The sequence below is a fragment of the Pseudaquidulcibacter saccharophilus genome, assembly GCF_019455445.1.
GTDB lineage: Bacteria > Pseudomonadota > Alphaproteobacteria > Caulobacterales > Aquidulcibacteraceae > Pseudaquidulcibacter > Pseudaquidulcibacter saccharophilus.
In genome coordinates this window covers 533,817-551,747 of the sequence record NZ_JAHWUS010000001.1, presented here as the reverse complement: position 1 = coordinate 551,747, position 17,931 = coordinate 533,817, and the positions used below count along the sequence as shown (strand labels likewise).

Genomic DNA, 17,931 nt, shown 5'->3' with positions numbered 1-17,931 from the left:
GCATGAAACGAATCGCAATTACCGGTTCAATCGGCACAGGAAAGTCCACGATAATTAAAATGTTCAAAAAACTTGGTGTACCGACATGGGATGCCGATAGTGCGGTTCATAAACTTTATCGCAAGGGTGGGCGCGCCTATGAATTGTTGGGGCTAGAATTTGGTGATGTAATATTGGGCGAAAAAGAAATTAATCGTGAGGCACTGGGCAAAATCGTTTTAAACAACCCCGATGCATTAAAAAAACTTGAAAGCTATATTCACCCACTTGTTGCCCAAAACCGCCAAGAATTTTATAATGAAGTTGCGCCATCGAACCCGCCTTATGTATTGGTCGATATTCCTTTATTATTTGAAACCAAAGCAGAATCGCAGTTTGACAAGATTATTGTCGTTAATTGTGATTTTGAAACCCAAAAACAACGCGTTTTATTGCGACCAAATATGACCGAGGAGAAATTCCTTTCTATTGTCGCAAAACAAATGCCGGGTGACGAAAAAGCGGCACGTGCTGATTTTGTTATTAATACATCAAAATCAATTGAAGAGACAAAACGAAAAGTAAGACAAATCGACAGAACGCTTAGGGGCTAAAATGCGTGAGATTGTTTTCGATACCGAAACCACGGGTCTAAACCCCGAGGAGGGGGATAAATTGGTGGAAATCGGCATGGTCGAACTTATGGACCTTGTGCCGACTGGTAAGACATTTCATACCTATATCAACCCATTGCGCGATATGCCAATGGAGGCATTTCGGGTGCATGGTCTATCCGCTGACTTTCTTGCCGACTTTCCAACTTTTGGCGACCCCCGGGTTGCGGATGCCATGCTTGACTTTATTGGTGATAGCCAGCTTGTGGCACACAATGCTGAATTCGACCGTGGCTTTATAAATTATGAATTAAAACAACTTGGTTTGCCAGAAATCACCAAAGAACGCTGTATTGATACGGTTCTTATTGCACGCAAACAATTTCCCGGTGCACCGGCAAACCTTGATGCCCTTTGTCGCCGTTTTAACATCGACCTAAAAGATCGGACATTGCACGGCGCATTGCTCGACGCACGGCTTTTGGCGGCCGTCTATCTGGAATTAAAAGGGGGCCGTGAACGGAGTTTTGGCTTCTTAAATAATAATAGCGGGCGCAACGGCCGTGGCGGCTTGATAAAAGAGTTTGAAAAGCGTGGCATTCGCCCCAAACCACTACCCAGCCTTATCACCCCCGATGAAGCGAAAGCCCATCAGGAATTTATTGCGAAATTAGGTGAAGATTCCTATTGGGCGAAATTAAACGCCGAATAATTATGATTTTAACGCCGCCCAAACACTTTCTTTAAGTATTTTGGCGCTTTCTTTATCACCACGACATTGAAGCAGTGATGCAATCGGCCCCCAAATCAAAGACAAGGCAATTGGCTTTAATTTAATATCTATATCGCCAGAAACCGCCGCTTCATCAATGAATGCCGTTATCGCGGTTTTAAACTTGCTATCATCTTTAAAGCCATGGGTTGCAAGGTATTCGGCAACTTCTGGCTCTTGCTCGATAAAATCTGTTAGGCGGTCAAATACAAGCGCAAAGCGACCTTTCATATCAAGGCGTGCAGGAATTGGCGCAAGTATAAATTTACAAAATACTTCTTCACATCTTTCTTCAAGCAATTTGTCTAATTGCTGCTTGTTTGGAAGAACGCGGTAAATCGTTCCAACTGCAAGTTCCGCTTTTTTTGCAAGCTCCTGAATTGAATAACCATCGATATTATTACCAAGACGCAGTGCCGCATCGGCAATTTGTTTTTCAATATCTTCAACTTTTTGCGGAGAGCGGCGCATAATTTTATCCTTTATGAATGTTCATTCATTTAAATATTTCACATATATGGGTTAACAAAATGCTAAAAATTCCTATTATATAGCTATGACCCAAGATAAAACTTCTAGCGCTTTGGATTTTACCGAAAAAAATCTTCAAAAATCTATCGATAATCTTTTTGAATTAATGAAAATCCCTTCAATTTCCTCGGAAAAGGAATTTCGTCCCGAATGCATCCGTGCCGGGCAATATCTTGTTGATATGCTCAATGAGATTGGATTTGAGGCAAAATTACGCGATGGCAAAGGGCTTCCGCTGGTTGTTGCGCATTATAACAATACCGAAAGCGATAAACATGTGCTTTTTTATGGTCACTATGATGTGCAACCAGTTGATCCACTTGAACTTTGGAGCAGCCCACCATTTGAACCATGCATAAAAAACATCAATGGCAAGGATGTTATTTTTGGGCGCGGCTCGTCTGATGATAAGGGTCAGACCCTTACCTTTATTGAGGCATGTCGTGCATGGATTGAAACCACTGGGAAATTGCCGTGCCGTGTTACCTTGCTTTTAGAAGGCGAAGAAGAATCCGATACGATTTCATTAATTCCTTTCATGCATGAAAATAAAGAAGAATTAAAAGCCGATGTTGCCTTTATCTGTGACACAGATCGCTGGGATGAAACCACACCCGCAATTACCATTGGTTTGCGTGGTAATATTACCGGTGAAGTAAAAATCATTGGCCCAAGTCGTGATTTACACTCTGGTCTTTATGGCGGGCCGGCGCGTAACCCGATTGTTTTGCTTGCCGATATGCTTGGCAAAATGCGCGATGATGATGGTCATATTACTTTAGAAGGTTTTTATGATGGCGTCCCTGTCCTTACCCCTGAAATAAAGGCAAATTGGGCATCTCTCGGGTTTGACGATAAAAAATTCTTGGGCGATGTTGGGCTTTCTATACCTGCGGGTGAGAAGGGTCTAACTGCACTAGAGCAATTATGGGCGCGCCCAACCGCAGAGATTTGCGGCATTCATGGCGGTTATACTGGTGATGGTTTTAAAACCGTTATCCCGTCCGAAGCCTTTGCCAAGGTTTCATTCCGCCTTGTTGGAAATCAAAATCCTGACAAGGTTTGGGAAGCGTTCGAAAAACATATTAATTCGCTTTTACCACCTGATTGCAAAGCTGTTTTCAAAAAATATTCTGGTGGTCGCGGTGTTGCCATCGACACCACCAACCCATTGATACAATCGGTTGAAAAGGCATTGAATGACGAATGGCAAAAACCACCGGCATTAATGGGATGCGGCGCATCAATCCCCGTGGTTAGCGATATTCGCGAAATCCTTGATATGGATGCACTTTTGGTTGGCTTTGCATTGCCGGATGATAATATTCACTCCCCAAATGAAAAATATGACGTGAATAGCTTTAACAAAGCAATTCGTTCATGGGTACGAATTTTGGGTGAAATGGCATAAAAAAAGCCCCCAAACGGGGGCTTTTCTTTTGGCTATGTTGCAAATTATGCAACCAATGCCTCAACGTCTTTTTTAACCTTATCAGAAGCCGCCGCAACAGTTTCAAATGTGCTGTTGATTTCGGTTAGTGATTGGGTAATTTCGTTCACCGCACCCACTGCAGACTGCATATTTTGTGATATATCGCCGGTAACTGCATTCTGCTGCTCAATCGCGGTCGCAACCGATGCCACATTGTCCAAAACATTTGTCATAGAGCTTGAGATAACGCCAAGTGATTCCACAACTTCGGTTGAAACACTTTGCATTTTTTGGATTTCTGCCGAGATGGTTTGGGTTGAGGTTGTGGTTTGGTTGGCAAGGGTTTTAACCTCTGATGCCACAACCGCAAAGCCACGCCCTGCCTCACCGGCACGTGCCGATTCAATTGTTGCGTTTAGTGCAAGCATGTTAATTTGCTGTGCAATTTCTTGAATCATGGTCACAATGCCATTCATTGAAACTGCTGAGCGGTTTAGCATATCAGCAGATTTATTTGCGTTTTCGGCATGTTCAAATACGTTTTCAACTGCTGCTTTGGCATTGGTCATGTTCGCAGAAATTTCACGAACACTTTGGCTTAATTCTTCTGATGCGGCGGCAACTGAATTCACAATCGCCCCAGTTTCAGCAGATGCAGCAGATGCCTTTGATGTCATCTCTGATGCTGTATTAACTTCACCTACAACTTGTCCAAGATCTTCGTTAATGCCTTTGCTTAAACCCTCATTGGCAAGACGTTTAAGAACGGTTGGTGTAATATCGGTTGCAAATTTAACAACTTTTACAACCGCACCAGTGTCATCAAAAATTGGGTTATATGATGCTTGGATATAAACTTCTTTGCCGCCTTTACCGATACGCTTATATTCAGCAGCTTGGAATTTACCTGCCGCAAGTTCATTCCAGAAAGCTTTGTATTCTGGGCTTTGGGTATAGGCAGTATCGCAGAACATTGAATGGTGTTTATGTTGAATTTCGCCAAGGTTATAGCCAAGGGTTTTCAGGAAGTTTTCATTGGCAAACAACACCTCACCTTTTGGCGTAAATTCGATTACAGCCTGCGAACGGTTAATGGCATCAATTTTACCTTGGGAATCGATTGCTTTATTTTTGGCATCGGTAATATCGGCAGCAAATTTAATAACCTTAACCACATTACCACGATCATCTTTGATTGGGTTATAAGATGCTTGAAGCCAGATAACATTTCCAGATTTGCCGATGCGTTTGAATTCGCCGGCATTAAATCGACCACTTGCAAGATTATTCCAAAATTCTTTATAATCAGGGCTATTTACAAATTTAGCCTCACAAAACATTCTGTGATGCCCACCAACTACTTCGGATAGGGTGTATCCAACAGTTTTTAAAAAGTTTTCATTCGCCGTTAAAATTTCACCCGTTGGGGTAAATTCAATAACAGCCTGTGACGCGTTAAGCGCATCAAGAGTTGCGTTTGTATTGCCTTTATTCTTCGAAAACATCCTACACCTCGAAATTGACCTGAAAATTAATGCTCTGCCTTACGATTTTTTTTATTTGTGAATCCTAATATTATTATCCACAGGTAAATAAATTGTAATTTTTTAGTCCCAAATTGATATATTTCCTGTTTTTTTAAGGGTTTTTACATTTAACTAAAAATTCAAAAAATGTGGTAACAATGGAAAATATTTTGTGACTTTATTAATTGAATTTCTGGGTTTATTAAGCCGCAATATATTATTTTTTATTAGTTTTTTTATAAGGATTTACCATGGCAACCCAACCGCAAAAGCCGATTAATTTCATCGACCTAAAGGCACAGCGTGAATATCTTGGTAAAAAAATTGACAATGCGGTTATGGGCGTTGTTGATTCTTGTGCTTTTGTAATGGGACCACAAGTAAGAGAGTTTGAGGCAAAAATAGCGGAATTCGCGGGCGCAAAATATGGCCTTTCATGTGCGAATGGAACTGATGCAATCGTTTTACCGTTAATGGCATGGGGCATTGGTGCCGGAGATGCCGTTTTCTGCCCATCATTCACATTTGCTGCCACCGCAGAGGTTATTCCATGGACTGGTGCGACCGGCGTTTTTGTTGATATCCTTGAAGATACTTACAATATCGACCCAGTAAAACTTGAAGAAGCCATTGAAAAAGTTGTTGCCGATGGAAAATTAACGCCCAAAGTCGTTATTGCGGTCGACTTATTTGGGCAGGCGGCAGATTATCCAAAAATCCGCGCGATTTGTGATAAATATAACCTGAAACTTATTTCAGACTCGGCACAAGGTTTTGGCTGCACACTAAACGGCAAACATCCAATTGAATGGGCGGATGCACAAACTACATCTTTCTTCCCTGCCAAACCTTTGGGATGCTATGGTGATGGTGGCGCGGTTATTACAAATTCTGAAGATGATTGGCATATGATGGATTCAATCCGTGTTCACGGTAAAGCGGTTAAAAATGACCTTGAAGGCAAAAATTTTGACCATGACCCTAAATATATGAATATGCGCATTGGCATGAATAGCCGCCTTGATACCATTCAGGCCGCAGTATTACTTGAAAAAATTGCGATTTTTTCCGAAGAAATTGAAAAACGTAATGTTGTTGCAGACCGTTATTATGAAGGTTTAAAAGACGTTTGCGTTGCACCAATCGTAATTGATGGCGGCGTTTCAAACTGGGCGCAATATACAATCCAAGTTCCTGACCGTGATGCATTAATGGCGTATCTGCGTGAAAATGGTGTCCCAAGTGCCGCTTATTACCCAATTCCAATGCACGTTCAGGGACCATATCTTGATTTTGTAAACACTGGTTATGGGCAATTACCTGTTACCGAACATATGGCAGATGCCGTTATGTCATTACCGATGCACCCATATATGGATACAGAAACCCAAGATTATATCATTGCAAAAATTCGTGAGTTTTTGTCAAAATAGTTTTTTAAGACCAAACTTGCCATTTTCGGCAATATATGCAAGCAAGCGCGCATTTTGGGAAAACGCCAAATCAACAATGCGCGCATCGCCTGCCCGCAAGTTAATTTCTTGATTATTATCTTGCATAGGTCCGGCAATATAATGCGGGGTTTCATCGCCGATTTCAATTAAATCGACACCACCATCATTATAGCCAAGCGCAATCATATGCTTTGCCGATGCCACAGTAGTAACAAGGCCGCTTCGGGTACGGAAAGTTTTGGCGGGTTTATTTATCGGCCCCTCATAAGTGTCAAAGGGCCATAAAACGCCAACTGGCCCACCAGATGTCACAAGACCAGCGCCACCTTCTACCCATGCCAGAGATGTCGGTTTTGCAGGATAGCCAGCCATGCGGAACGCAACCCCATCTGTTAAGCGCCAACCAACCATTGCCGGTTCTCCTGATGCGGCAACGATGAATTGTAAATTTGGGCTAAATTCACAGGCATAAACACCACCTGGAACTGGAAAATCAAGCGGATCTTCACCGGTTTTCAGGTCATAAATAGTCATTCCCTTGCCGTGCCCAACCACCAAATTATCCCCCTTTTGATCAAACGCAATATAATTGGGGGACATGGGCGGGGTGAATTCAAAAATCAGGCTATTATCAATAAGATTTATCACAGCAACATTACGGCTTTGCGCCACTGCTAGGAATTTTGAATTTGCATTTACTTTTATTGAATCGGCAAAGTCACCTTTGAGGTGGTGAATTTCTTCGGTTTTTCCATTTAATCTTACACGGGTTATTTTGCCATCATCGCCCAAAGCAATCATGCCAAATGATAATGGGCATAAAGCGGCGGAATAAACCCCATCTTCAAGCGTAATTAAATGCTTGTCATCATAAAAAATTTGACCGTCACCAAAGGCAAATAATGGTTTTTCACCACTAAAAAAGCAATTCACACCTTGGGAATCGACTTGGCTTTCAAAAATCATTTTTTAACTTTCCAAATCACAATTCCTGAACCGTTTGGCGATGGAACCAATTCAAGATATTCAGGATATTTTTTATTTACCAATTGCTTCATAAGACCATTTGGGCTTTCACGGCTTATAATTTCAGTTTCCGCAGATTTGGTGCAAAGCCCCAAATAATCAACCCCATGAGAACGAATTATTTTCAGTGCCTCATCAGGTTTGGCAAGGAAAATTGAATAGGCAACCATATTACCTTGATTGCGGTGATATGGTGCAGCAAGCACTTTTTGGTTTGTTGTTAATAAGGCCTGCGCACCAAAATCAATGTGTGAGGCAACCAAGCCATCTGGCAATGCGGCAAGGGCCGAGAATGCCTTCACCCCTTTACAACTTACGCCGCCGCCAATTGCATAATTGCTGGTTTTTGGTTTTGCCTTATTGTATAAATTGGCAACCATATTTGGCACCATTGGATTGACTACAACCAATACCAAAAGGGCATTCAAAAGCCCCTGATTTTTCAAAATAGTTACAAAAAGTGCGGCGGCAACAACCGCGGCAAACGTTTGTGCCAAACCCGCCATACGCAATTGCCAGAAAAATGCCAAAAGGGTCAAAGAAATTAAAATTGCACCCAATAATAGCCAATTTTCAAGCGCCATTTCTTCGCGTCTTTTATCACGCCATAGAATAAAGATTTTAATGGCAACTGCGATTGATGCCATAACCTCAAAAAAGCCCAAAGTAATCGACGTCTCTGGACGTGCTTTATAAAGTGGGTGGGTTTCGGTAACGGCATTAAGCCATAATTTATGCAATAATGGGCTAGTTTGATAATATGGCTTTTCAAGCAAAATCGGGAATTGTACGGCAACCAATATTACGGCAATTCCAATCACAACAAGGGCGATAAAACGTGTTCTTGTCGAAGTATATGAGAATAATAAGGTTGATAGGAATAATCCAACCGAGCCGGCCAAAATCGGCAAAACTTGCGCAATGCTTAACTTGTCATTTTGCCCAATAAGATAGTTTTGTGGTGAAACATTTATTAAGAAGCCGCAAATTACAAAAAATGCCAAGGAGAGCGTAAAAATCGCGGTGAATTCGCCATTGCCCCGCACTCCCCATACAAGTGCAGCCCAAATAATCATAACCGCCACAATCGGCACGGTTTCAAAGCCAATGGTTATCGATAGAGCAATCGCAAGCCCCGCAACCAAAGCACCTTTTTTATTTTGCGATAATAAACCCCAAAGCGCCAAAAGCGCAAAAATAATTTGCAAACCGTGATGATCCACCCGCGCCGGTTGGAAATAGGTCATCGCACCAACGGTTAAAAGCCCCAAAAACGCAGAAATATAATAAGAAAAAGGTTCTTTTTCAAAGCGGCTAACGACAAGGCCAAGACAAATTGCGAAAATGCCACCCAGAAAAACTGGTGTAAAAAACGCCCCAATTTTTTCCGCCTGTATTTCCCCCATAAAAGGGCGCAAAACCAATTCCGCAAACGCAAGCGGTAAATCACCCACACGTGACCAGTGAATATCGCCGCCATTTGGTGGGTTAAGGCGGTGATTTAATAAGTCATAAAATCCCTGACCGTGAAGCCATGCCCGCACTTCGAGAATACGCATTGCATCATCATTATCTGGCACAATCCATTGCATAACTTTCGCCCAATCAGGTGACGAAATCCTTGCAAGCATGGCACATATTAGCGCCAGAAGCAGGATCGGGTGCATGGTTTTAAACAGGTTTTTCTTCATGTGCCTTAAATACTTTTTTTAACACTTGTTTACAGGTTTATATAATCTTTACCTGCATATCATAATGAATTCCACAGGTGTTTCATTTATACTTATTAGATTGCGCATGAAATGATTAAAAACTTTAAAACGATGGTCGCGCTTTGCTTGGTTGGCTTGATAACAATTGGTGTCAATAATTCATTTGCTGCGCCAAAAAATAATGCCAAAGCCAAACCACAAATCTATTCTAAGGCTGCGGCCCAATATCTTAAAAATTCGGCTTGGCGTACAACAGAATGTAATGAAGATGGCAATTTCCAATCCTTTATTTTCAACCCACAAAAACCAAAAGTCGAAGTTGGCTATGGCGCAAAGGGCGAAGGTGAACGCCTAGAAATGTTAAAAGCAGATATAAAAGGTGAATTTGTAGAAATTGAAACCCGTGTCTGCGCGCCGGTCGGGTGCAATCATACTTATGAGAAATATAAAATCCTTGGCCAAAATCAAATTCAAGAATGGTCGTTTATCGGGCAATTACCTGATAATCCACCGCTAATTATGGTCAAAGACGGAATTGCAACCAATGACAATTCAAAGGGCAGGGTTTTTAACCGGTGCGAGAAATAATTCAGGGGAAAATGATTATTGCGCCTGTTTTATAGGTTTGAAATAATGTTTTAAAACCATGCCGCTTTTAGAATTATCATCGCGCGTAAACCATGCAACCCCTGCTGTTGGAAGTTCAAATAATAATAACGCCTGCTCATTGCTGATATCTTCAGAATTAATTGCCCCGCCACCAAACATAAAATAACGGCATAATTCATGCAGACCTGGATCATGGGCAATTAACATCACATTTTTTTCGCCGCATGAAATTGCCTCGTTTAAATAGACTTTTGGGGATGCAAGGTAAAATTTATCCAATAATTTTGCGCGGCAATCAGGGAAAACCCCATGCGCCTTTTCCCATGTTTGTGCAGCACGTGCCGCAGTTGATACCAAGGCCATATCGGCATTGAAGCCAGCCTCTTTCAGACGAACGGCCTGATTTTCCGCATCCCTTTGCCCACGCTCCGTAAGCTGGCGCGAAAAGTCGTCATCGGCGTCATAAATTTTTTGCGCCTTGCCATGGCGAAATATAACCAAATTTTCAATTGCAGAATTTTTAAAAATATTATCCATGTACGTTCTTTATATGAAAATTCTGCCGTTTAAATGTGGCAAAAAGTTATTTTTGATGTAAAGGGTTTGCAAACAAAACCACAATTCTATTTAAGTAGTAATACAGAAAGCAGATTATGACTGATATTGGCGACAATAACACCCAATTCGCGCAATTAGCACAAAATGCAAAAGCATGGCCTTTTGAACAGGCACGCGCCATTGCACAGCGCCTAAAACGCAAGCCAAAGGATGTCGTGATTTTTGAAACTGGTTATGGCCCATCTGGTTTGCCACATATCGGAACTTTTGGTGAGGTTTGCCGCACCACGATGGTTAAACATGCATTTGAAGTTTTAACCGAAGGCAAAGTTAAAACCAAACTTATCTGCGTATCTGATGACATGGACGGCATGCGCAAAGTTCCTGATAACATTCCGAATTACGAAAAATTACAGGAATATTTGCAACTTCCATTGACCAAAGTTCCAGATCCATTTGAAAAATTTGAAAGCTTTGCCCACCATAATAATGCAATGCTAAGAGGGTTTTTGGACAGTTTTGGTTTCGAATATGAATTCAAATCAGCAACTGAATTATATACATCTGGCGCATATGATGCGGCACTTTTAAACGCACTAAAAAAGTATGATGACATAATGAAAATTATGTTGCCAACCTTGGGTGAAGAGCGCCGTGCAACCTATTCGCCATTTTTGCCAATATCACCAAAAACTGGTCGCGTGCTTTATGTACCGATGAAACGAATTGATGCAGAAGCCGGCACTATCACTTTTGATGATGAAGACGGAACCGAAACCACAATTCCGGTAACTGGCGGCAATGCAAAACTTCAATGGAAGCCAGATTTTGGTATGCGTTGGGCGGCATTGGGCGTTGATTTTGAAATGTTTGGCAAAGATCACCAAACCAATGCCAGCGTTTATTCGCGCATCTGTAAAGTCTTGGGCGAAGAAGCACCGGTACAATTTGTTTATGAGCTTTTCCTTGATGATAAGGGGGAAAAAATCTCAAAATCAAAAGGCAACGGGATTGCGGTTGAACAATGGCTTAGATATGCACCCGAAGAATCACTGGCGCTGTATCAATTCACAAAACCAAAAACCGCCAAAAAACTTTATTTTGATGTAATTCCAAAAGCGGTTGACGAATATTTGCAATTCCTTGACGCCTATCAAAAGCAAGGCTGGGTGGAACGTTTTGAAAATCCAGTGTGGCACATTCATTCGGGCAATGTTCCGACTGTCGGTTCACCAATTTCATTCAGCCTTTTGCTAAACCTTGTTGCGGCGGCTGATGCGGGTTCAAAAGAAGTTCTTTGGGGCTTTATTAAATCTTATGCCCCTGACGCAAGCCCAGAAGCAACTCCTTTGCTTGATAAGCTTGCGGGCTATGCAATCGAATATTATCGTGATTTTGTATTGCCAACCAAAAAATTCCGTGCGCCAACCGAACAAGAGCGTAAAGCAATTGTTGAACTTCGTGCTGTTCTTGCCGAAATGGGTGACAGCCACGATGGTGAGGCAATTCAAACCCAAGTTTTTGAAATTGGCAAAAACAATGGCTTTGAAAACTTGCGGGACTGGTTTAAAGCATTATACGAAGTGCTTTTGGGGCAAGAAACTGGTCCAAGATTCGGGAATTTTGCGGCCCTTTTCGGTATTAAATCAACAATTGCACTGATTGATGAGAAATTGAAATGACGTCAAAAATGCGGTCTTTAATAATATCTGGTCTTTGCCTTAATGTATTTATTACAAGTGCCGCAACCGCAGAATTAAATCCGCGGGCGCTTCAATTATTTAATAATGGTGATTATCGCGGCGTTGTCTCAATTGCCAATTCCCGCAATGATGCCGATAATTATGCGCTCGCAGCGCGGGCTTTGGTTACCGAAGCCTCAATTTATCGCCCGTCACAAGCAAGTGATAAAACCCTTAATGAGGCGCAGTCACTTGTTAATAAGGCGCTAAAAATCAATAAAACCCATAAAGAAGCATTACTGATTGATGCCATAATTACTCTTATAAAAGCGCGCAAGGCCGGGAAAATAAAAGGCTTTGCCGCAGGGTTGCCACAGCTTGGCAAATTGAAACTTGATAATATCATAAGCCTTTACCCAAATTATGGGGAAGCATGGGCATTGCGCGCGGCATGGCACATGGAAGCAGTTTCAACCGGTGGCAATTCAGCAGCAATTTTGGGCGCAAGTGCAGACAGTGGCATCAATGAATATAAAAAAGCGATGCTGTTAGATAATGACAATGTGATGATTAAATTCGCCTTTGCCTCATCCTTGATTATGCTTGACCGCAATTCTTATGAAAATGCCTATTCAAAACTTTTGGCGATTTGCGCGACTGCAAAACCTTCTTCAAAAAGTGAGCAAGTATTTGTTACCCGTGCCAAAGAATTAAAGGCAAGTGTAGATAAAGGTGACATTGACGGGGCATATAATAAAGTTAAATCATGGCTTTAAAAACTGTATTATAATGCGTTTTGGGCAGATTTATTTTATATACAAATGGACACAATAACAGTAAAATGAAGAATATTGACCTTGACGTAAATTTCGAACATTTTCATATTTAGTCCTATGCAATCAATAGCTTATAAAATCGAACGTAAAGATATCTGGCAACAAGCACAGCAGACAGGGACTTATTTTGGTTCTGCACTTGATTTGAAGGATGGCTTTATTCACCTTTCAACACTAGACCAACTTAACGGAACTTTGCGATTATATTTCACGGGGATTGATAATCTTTTGATTATAATGGTTGATTTGGCAAAATGTGGCGAAGCAATAAAATGGGAAACTTCGCGCGGGGGTGCGCAATTTCCACATATTTACGCCCCACTTGAAATGAACCAGATTATTGAATGCTTTGATGCCGATTATGACGGGGCAACACCAATAATTCCGCAAGTCATGTTGGAATATCTTAAAAACGGGCAAACCAAATCAGGAGCAGAAAAAAATGAAGTATAAAATAGCTGCCAGCATTATGAGGAAATTGCCCGCTGAAACGGCGCACCGAATAACCATAAAAGCATTATCAACTGGTGCGGGGCCAGTTTTTAAAAGAAAACAACGCCTTGAGACCAAGATTGCCGGGCTTACACTTCCTAACCCAATCGGTATGGCCGCAGGATTTGACAAAAACGCAGAAGCTGCAGACGCATTATTCCGTGCTGGCTTTGGGTTTGTGGAATGTGGAACGGTTACACCACTTCCGCAAGCAGGTAATCCAAAACCACGTATTTTCCGCCTAAAGGAAGATGATGCCATTATTAATGCTATGGGCTTTAATAATGTTGGCTTGCATGACTTTGTTGATCATTTACGTAAGCGCGCGCATTTACCGGGCATTATTGGGGCAAATGTTGGCGCCAACAAGGATTCCGAAAATAAAATTAATGATTATGCGCTTGGTGTGCGTCGCGTGTGGCTGCACTCATCATACATAACTATGAATATTTCCTCCCCAAACACCAAGGGTTTAAGGGATTTGCAGGGTGCAGGCGCTCTGGAAGATTTACTGGGAACGGTGAATGAAGTCCGCGATATTCAGACCAAAACCCACGGCCATCGCCCATTATTCTTAAAAGTTGCGCCAGATTTGGATGAAAAACAAATTGCCGATATTGCACGACTTGTAAAATGGGCAAAAATTAACGCATTAATTGTTTCAAATACGACTATCGATCGCCCAGAAACCCTTAAAAACCCAAATAAAACCCGCCCTGGTGGTTTATCAGGTCGCCCTTTATTTGAAAAATCAACCGAGGTTTTGAAGGCTTTTAAATCTGAATTAGGTGATGAAATTGATTTAATCGGCGTTGGCGGCATTATGTCAGGTGATGATGCCGTTAAAAAGCTTGAAGCAGGTGCAAAGGCAATTCAAATCTATACTGGTTTTATTTACCGTTCGATGGATTTGATGTATGAAATTGAACAAGCAATTGCCGATTATCGCGGCATCAAATAAGCCAATTTCGTTTAAATTAAGCAAGATTAATTAAAGTTCGGGTAACTTTATTTTGTTATTATCCCAAAATAATTTTGTATTGTGGGTATTAACAAGTGGCAATTTCGAGCTATTCAGCAGCGACAGCGCTATCTATCCTGAGTTCATATTCAGGCTATACCCCAACTACGTCTAGCACATCTAGCACTACAACACCGAAGACAACAAATATTACAAAGCTTACCCCATGGGATTCGAGTGTTGTTAAAGCGGATACTGTTAAAACCGCAACCAAAACACTTAATACACCGTCACTATTTTCCGGTGGCTTAGGTTCAGGTGCAGGTTCTGGCGTAAAAAGTGCAAATGACCATGAATTATTTTTGCTCTATAATGCGGTTGATAAATTAAAAGCCCTTGCCGATTATGCAACGAGCAGCACCATGACCGACAAAATGCGTGAGAAAGTTCAAAAACGCATTGAGGACGGTCTTGCCGAGATTGATGCACAATGCCGTAAAAATGGCCTTGATGGCGCAACACTAATTTCCGGTAAAAAATATTCATCTTTGAAGACCGATAAATTAGGTTCAACCCTTACCACTTATACTACCGACGTACTTGCAAATGGTGATGAAAATACCGTGCCATCACAATTCTTGGGCAATGTGAAATTTTCTGTTTCTGTTACTGAGGATAACGTTACCAAAAGTGTTGATGTTGACCTTTCTGGCATGGGAAGCACTGAAAGAACTGTTGGCAATGTTGCAAATTATATCAATGAGCAATTATCAACAATCGGTGTTGAAACCCGTTTTAGCCGTGTGGAAACCACCAAGGCGTCAACCGTTAAAGGTGTTGCCGACACCAAACAGCAAAGTTTTAAAGTAACTGTTGGCAACGGGGAACACGTTACTTTTGGCCCTGCCAGCAATGATACAGAAACCGCAATCTATGTTGCGGGTGCGGCGACCTATAACAAATCAACATCAACCACCACAACAACAACTAAAACCACAACATCGACAGCCGATGAAGTTGTGCAAAGCGTATTATCGCGTATTGACCTTGCCTCTGATGGGTCAACTGAAAAAGTTTCTTCAACCGCATTCACCGCAACCGAAGGCCTTAATTTAAAAGCAATGACCAAAGATGCCGATGGCAATATTTATGTTGTTGCGAACATTGATGGCAAATATACCAATGCCAATAATCTAGAATTTGCCGCAAAAGATACCAATGACGTAGTTTTACAAAAAATTGACACTGCTGGAAATGTTGTGTGGTCACGCTCTTTGGGGTCAGAGGCTTCGGCAACTGGTTACTCAATTGCGGTTTCAAACGATGGAACCGTGGCAATTGCAGGCTCTGTAAATGGTTTGGGTGACACCCAAAAATCAACAACAGGCAATGGCACAGATTCATTTGTTTCAACTTTTGACGCCGATGGCAAAGATCTTTGGTATTATCAAAAAGGCGCGTATGGAACCGACCAAGCGTTAGACCTTAAATTTGATGACAGCGGCAACCTCCTTGTACTTGGTAAAACCTCTATGGCATATGGTGGCGCGGATACTAATGGCGGAACCGATGTATATGTTCAATCATTTGATAGTATTGGCGCGGTCAATTACACCAAAACCATTGGCACCTCTGGAAATGACGTACCCGTTGGCATCGAAGTTAATGGTTCCCAAGCCTATGTTGCATGGAATACTGAAACAGAAGGGCATATAAGCCGCCTTGACACTGCAACCGGTAATTTCGCTGCCGCGGACTACCTAACTTCCAGCAACGGCGTTGCAACCATTTCGGGGCTTGAAATTGATGCCGCAGGCAATGCAATTGTTGCCGGGAATACAGCGCTTGGTAATGTTAATGACCAAATACGCGGGATAAATCTTTTGACAGGGGCCACAACCTTCTCAGAAGATTTGGCTGGCAGCCCAGTTCGTAACTTTAGTGTCGATGGCAATTTGGTAAATGTTGCCCTTGAAGGCACAACCGATGAATTGGCAAAAGATACTACTGCACGTCAAACCTTGTTAAAAGGCTTTGCCTTAAACGATGGTTCACAGGTTTATTCTGTGGCCGCACTTGGCGAGGCAAATTCAAACGTTACCGTTATTTCGACCCAAAACCAATCAAAATCATTGCAGGCTCTTGGCCTTCCGCAAGGTGAGCTTAATTTTGACAACACAAAATCGCTTACTGATTTAACAGGGCTTCGGGCGGGCGATTATTTCTACCTATCAGTAAATGGTAAAACCGATCGCAAAATTACAATTGATAGTGGGGAAACCCTTGTTAGCCTGCAAGATAAAATAAAGAAATACCTTGGCTCTAATGGAACCACTAGCGTTTCTGGCTCTAATGGCAATAAATATCTTTCAATAAGCGCCAAAAACGCTAACACAATTGAGCTTAAGGCCGGCAGTGCAAAGGCCGATGCTCTCGCACAATTGGGTCTAAACGAAGGCTTTATTACCAATGGTTCAACCGCATCAACCACCGCAGTAACAACCGGAACTAATAATATCCCTGTTGTTGCCCTTGAATTACCAAGCGAAGTTGACACTTCGGACAAGGCTTCTGCAACATTGGTTTCAAGCCAATTATCGAGTGTTTTAAGCCGCATTAGAAGTGCTTATCGCGCCATTTCCGATGACCCAGATATGGTTGCAGCACGCAAACAAAGTAAAGCCGCGGCCAAAAGTTCTAAAACCGGAAGTGCCGCAGCGGTAGCGGCCTATAATTCACAAGCGGCACAATATGCTGCGGCATTGGCAAAACTTAGCGCCTAATTATTCAATTCCAGAACTTTGTAATGAAATTGCCAGTTTTGACAATGTTTCTGCATCGGCAGGTAAAGAGCCGTGTGGTGCATTTTCAAGCGGGATAAACGTTGCGGTATTTCCCTGCTTCACAAGTTTATTATAAAGCATTTTCGTTGCCTCGAACTTAACGCTGTCATCTATTTTTGATGCGATTACAAATACCGGGCCTTTAAATTCCCCTAATAATTGCGGGATGATAAATTGTGGGGTATCTTCGGCGATATTTAATCTTGCAATGATGGACCTAACGGGAAATCTGGTTTTTGCAAAGTCGTTATAATCAGCAAAAGTTCCTGCAAGCACTAATGCAATCGCATCAGGGTTATCATGTGCAAGTGATGAACATACGCCACCACCAAATGAATGCCCATAATAAATAATCTTACCGCCGTTATTTTGCGCGGCAATTTCTTTGGTTTTTTGCGAAACTAATTTCAAAGTCTCTTCAAATTGCGCCCTAGTTGCTTCGCCGGTACTATCGCCAAGCCCAGGGTAATCAAAGGCAAAAACATCGCCATATTGTGCGAGCGCTTGCGCATATTTATAGCCACTGTGATTTAGGCGAAATGCATTTCCACCGCAAAACACCACGAGCGGCTTTTTGCGATCTGTCTGTATCTGTGAATATGCAATTTTACCAAATGAAGCCTGCAATTCACCCCTTTGCGTACTAAAATTATAAGGCAATTTAACTTGGTCAAAAGTGCGTTGCGTCCCAAAATTAATCTTATGTTCTTCTGCATTTTTGTTGGTTATTAAAACCATATCTTTGCCAACATTTACATTAACACAAGCAGCAAGAAAAAATGGCGTGGCGATTAAAAGCGGGAATAATTTTTTCATACCTAACTCCTGTAACAGCCACGCTAATCACAATATAAGATTGTGACAAGATTATGATTATTAAATCTATTTTATAATAGCAAAATAG

The 17,931-nt window shown here is 41.8% G+C and carries 16 protein-coding genes; 10 read left to right on the top strand and 6 right to left on the bottom strand.

What is annotated here, in order from left to right; genetic code table 11:
• The first annotated feature begins 2 nt into the window (after positions 1 to 2).
• Positions 3 to 593, top strand: coding sequence for a dephospho-CoA kinase (coaE, locus tag KXV15_RS02585; RefSeq protein WP_240006598.1), 591 nt, complete (start codon positions 3 to 5; stop codon positions 591 to 593).
• A 1-nt stretch (position 594) separates the two neighbouring features.
• Positions 595 to 1,305 carry a DNA polymerase III subunit epsilon gene (dnaQ, locus tag KXV15_RS02580; RefSeq protein ID WP_240006597.1) on the top strand — a complete coding sequence of 237 codons (711 nt, stop codon included), beginning with the start codon at positions 595 to 597 and terminating at the stop codon, positions 1,303 to 1,305.
• Here the strand turns inward: dnaQ and KXV15_RS02575 are convergent, their stop codons facing one another.
• Positions 1,306 to 1,836: a TetR/AcrR family transcriptional regulator gene (locus KXV15_RS02575; RefSeq protein WP_240006596.1), complete on the bottom strand. Its 531-nt coding sequence runs from the start codon at positions 1,834 to 1,836 to the stop codon at positions 1,306 to 1,308.
• 85 nt (positions 1,837 to 1,921) lie between these two features.
• Between KXV15_RS02575 and KXV15_RS02570 the strand changes: the two genes are divergently transcribed.
• The gene (locus tag KXV15_RS02570; protein WP_240006595.1) at positions 1,922 to 3,307 is read left to right on the top strand and encodes a M20/M25/M40 family metallo-hydrolase; all 1,386 of its coding nucleotides are present in this window, start codon (positions 1,922 to 1,924) and stop codon (positions 3,305 to 3,307) included.
• Between the two features lie 44 nt (positions 3,308 to 3,351).
• On the opposite strand, the gene KXV15_RS02565 is transcribed toward KXV15_RS02570, so the two are convergent.
• The gene (locus tag KXV15_RS02565) at positions 3,352 to 4,833 is read right to left on the bottom strand and encodes a methyl-accepting chemotaxis protein (RefSeq protein ID WP_240006594.1); all 1,482 of its coding nucleotides are present in this window, start codon (positions 4,831 to 4,833) and stop codon (positions 3,352 to 3,354) included.
• A gap of 272 nt (positions 4,834 to 5,105) precedes the next feature.
• Between KXV15_RS02565 and KXV15_RS02560 the strand changes: the two genes are divergently transcribed.
• Entirely contained in the window at positions 5,106 to 6,287 is a 1,182-nt protein-coding gene (locus tag KXV15_RS02560) for a DegT/DnrJ/EryC1/StrS family aminotransferase (protein WP_240006593.1), read from the top strand.
• Here KXV15_RS02560 and KXV15_RS02555 read toward each other — a convergent pair.
• Complete coding sequence (locus tag KXV15_RS02555; RefSeq protein WP_240006592.1) at positions 6,279 to 7,274, bottom strand: WD40 repeat domain-containing protein; 996 nt, start codon at positions 7,272 to 7,274, stop codon at positions 6,279 to 6,281. The two genes, KXV15_RS02560 and KXV15_RS02555, sit on opposite strands and share 9 nt — an antisense overlap.
• On the bottom strand, positions 7,271 to 8,965 hold the full coding sequence (locus tag KXV15_RS02550; protein WP_240006591.1) for a hypothetical protein: 1,695 nt from the start codon (positions 8,963 to 8,965) through the stop codon (positions 7,271 to 7,273). The genes KXV15_RS02555 and KXV15_RS02550 overlap by 4 nt, the downstream gene beginning before the upstream one ends.
• A 171-nt stretch (positions 8,966 to 9,136) precedes the next feature.
• On the opposite strand from KXV15_RS02550, the gene KXV15_RS02545 reads away from it, so the two are divergent.
• The gene (locus KXV15_RS02545; RefSeq protein WP_240006590.1) at positions 9,137 to 9,634 is read left to right on the top strand and encodes a hypothetical protein; all 498 of its coding nucleotides are present in this window, start codon (positions 9,137 to 9,139) and stop codon (positions 9,632 to 9,634) included.
• A 15-nt stretch (positions 9,635 to 9,649) separates the two neighbouring features.
• Here KXV15_RS02545 and KXV15_RS02540 read toward each other — a convergent pair whose 3' ends face one another.
• On the bottom strand, positions 9,650 to 10,192 hold the full coding sequence (locus KXV15_RS02540) for a SixA phosphatase family protein (protein WP_240006589.1): 543 nt from the start codon (positions 10,190 to 10,192) through the stop codon (positions 9,650 to 9,652).
• Between the two features lie 116 nt (positions 10,193 to 10,308).
• Here KXV15_RS02540 and KXV15_RS02535 point away from each other — a divergent pair, with 116 nt between their 5' ends.
• From KXV15_RS02535 to KXV15_RS02515, 5 genes are all read left to right on the top strand, one after another.
• Complete coding sequence (locus KXV15_RS02535) at positions 10,309 to 11,895, top strand: lysine--tRNA ligase (protein WP_240006588.1); 1,587 nt, start codon at positions 10,309 to 10,311, stop codon at positions 11,893 to 11,895.
• Positions 11,896 to 11,903: 8 nt separating this feature from the next.
• Entirely contained in the window at positions 11,904 to 12,671 is a 768-nt protein-coding gene (locus KXV15_RS02530) for a hypothetical protein (protein WP_240006587.1), read from the top strand.
• 117 nt (positions 12,672 to 12,788) lie between these two features.
• Positions 12,789 to 13,184, top strand: a complete 396-nt coding sequence (locus tag KXV15_RS02525; protein WP_240006586.1) for a DUF952 domain-containing protein — start codon at positions 12,789 to 12,791, stop codon at positions 13,182 to 13,184.
• A complete protein-coding gene (locus KXV15_RS02520; RefSeq protein WP_240006585.1) occupies positions 13,174 to 14,184 on the top strand; it encodes a quinone-dependent dihydroorotate dehydrogenase in 1,011 nt (336 codons plus the stop codon). Before KXV15_RS02525 ends, KXV15_RS02520 begins: the two co-directional genes overlap by 11 nt.
• A gap of 95 nt (positions 14,185 to 14,279) precedes the next feature.
• Positions 14,280 to 16,967 carry an NHL repeat-containing protein gene (locus tag KXV15_RS02515; RefSeq protein WP_240006584.1) on the top strand — a complete coding sequence of 896 codons (2,688 nt, stop codon included), beginning with the start codon at positions 14,280 to 14,282 and terminating at the stop codon, positions 16,965 to 16,967.
• Here the strand turns inward: KXV15_RS02515 and KXV15_RS02510 are convergent, their stop codons facing one another.
• Positions 16,968 to 17,843, bottom strand: a complete 876-nt coding sequence (locus tag KXV15_RS02510; protein WP_240006583.1) for an alpha/beta hydrolase family protein — start codon at positions 17,841 to 17,843, stop codon at positions 16,968 to 16,970.
• Positions 17,844 to 17,931 lie beyond the last annotated feature (88 nt).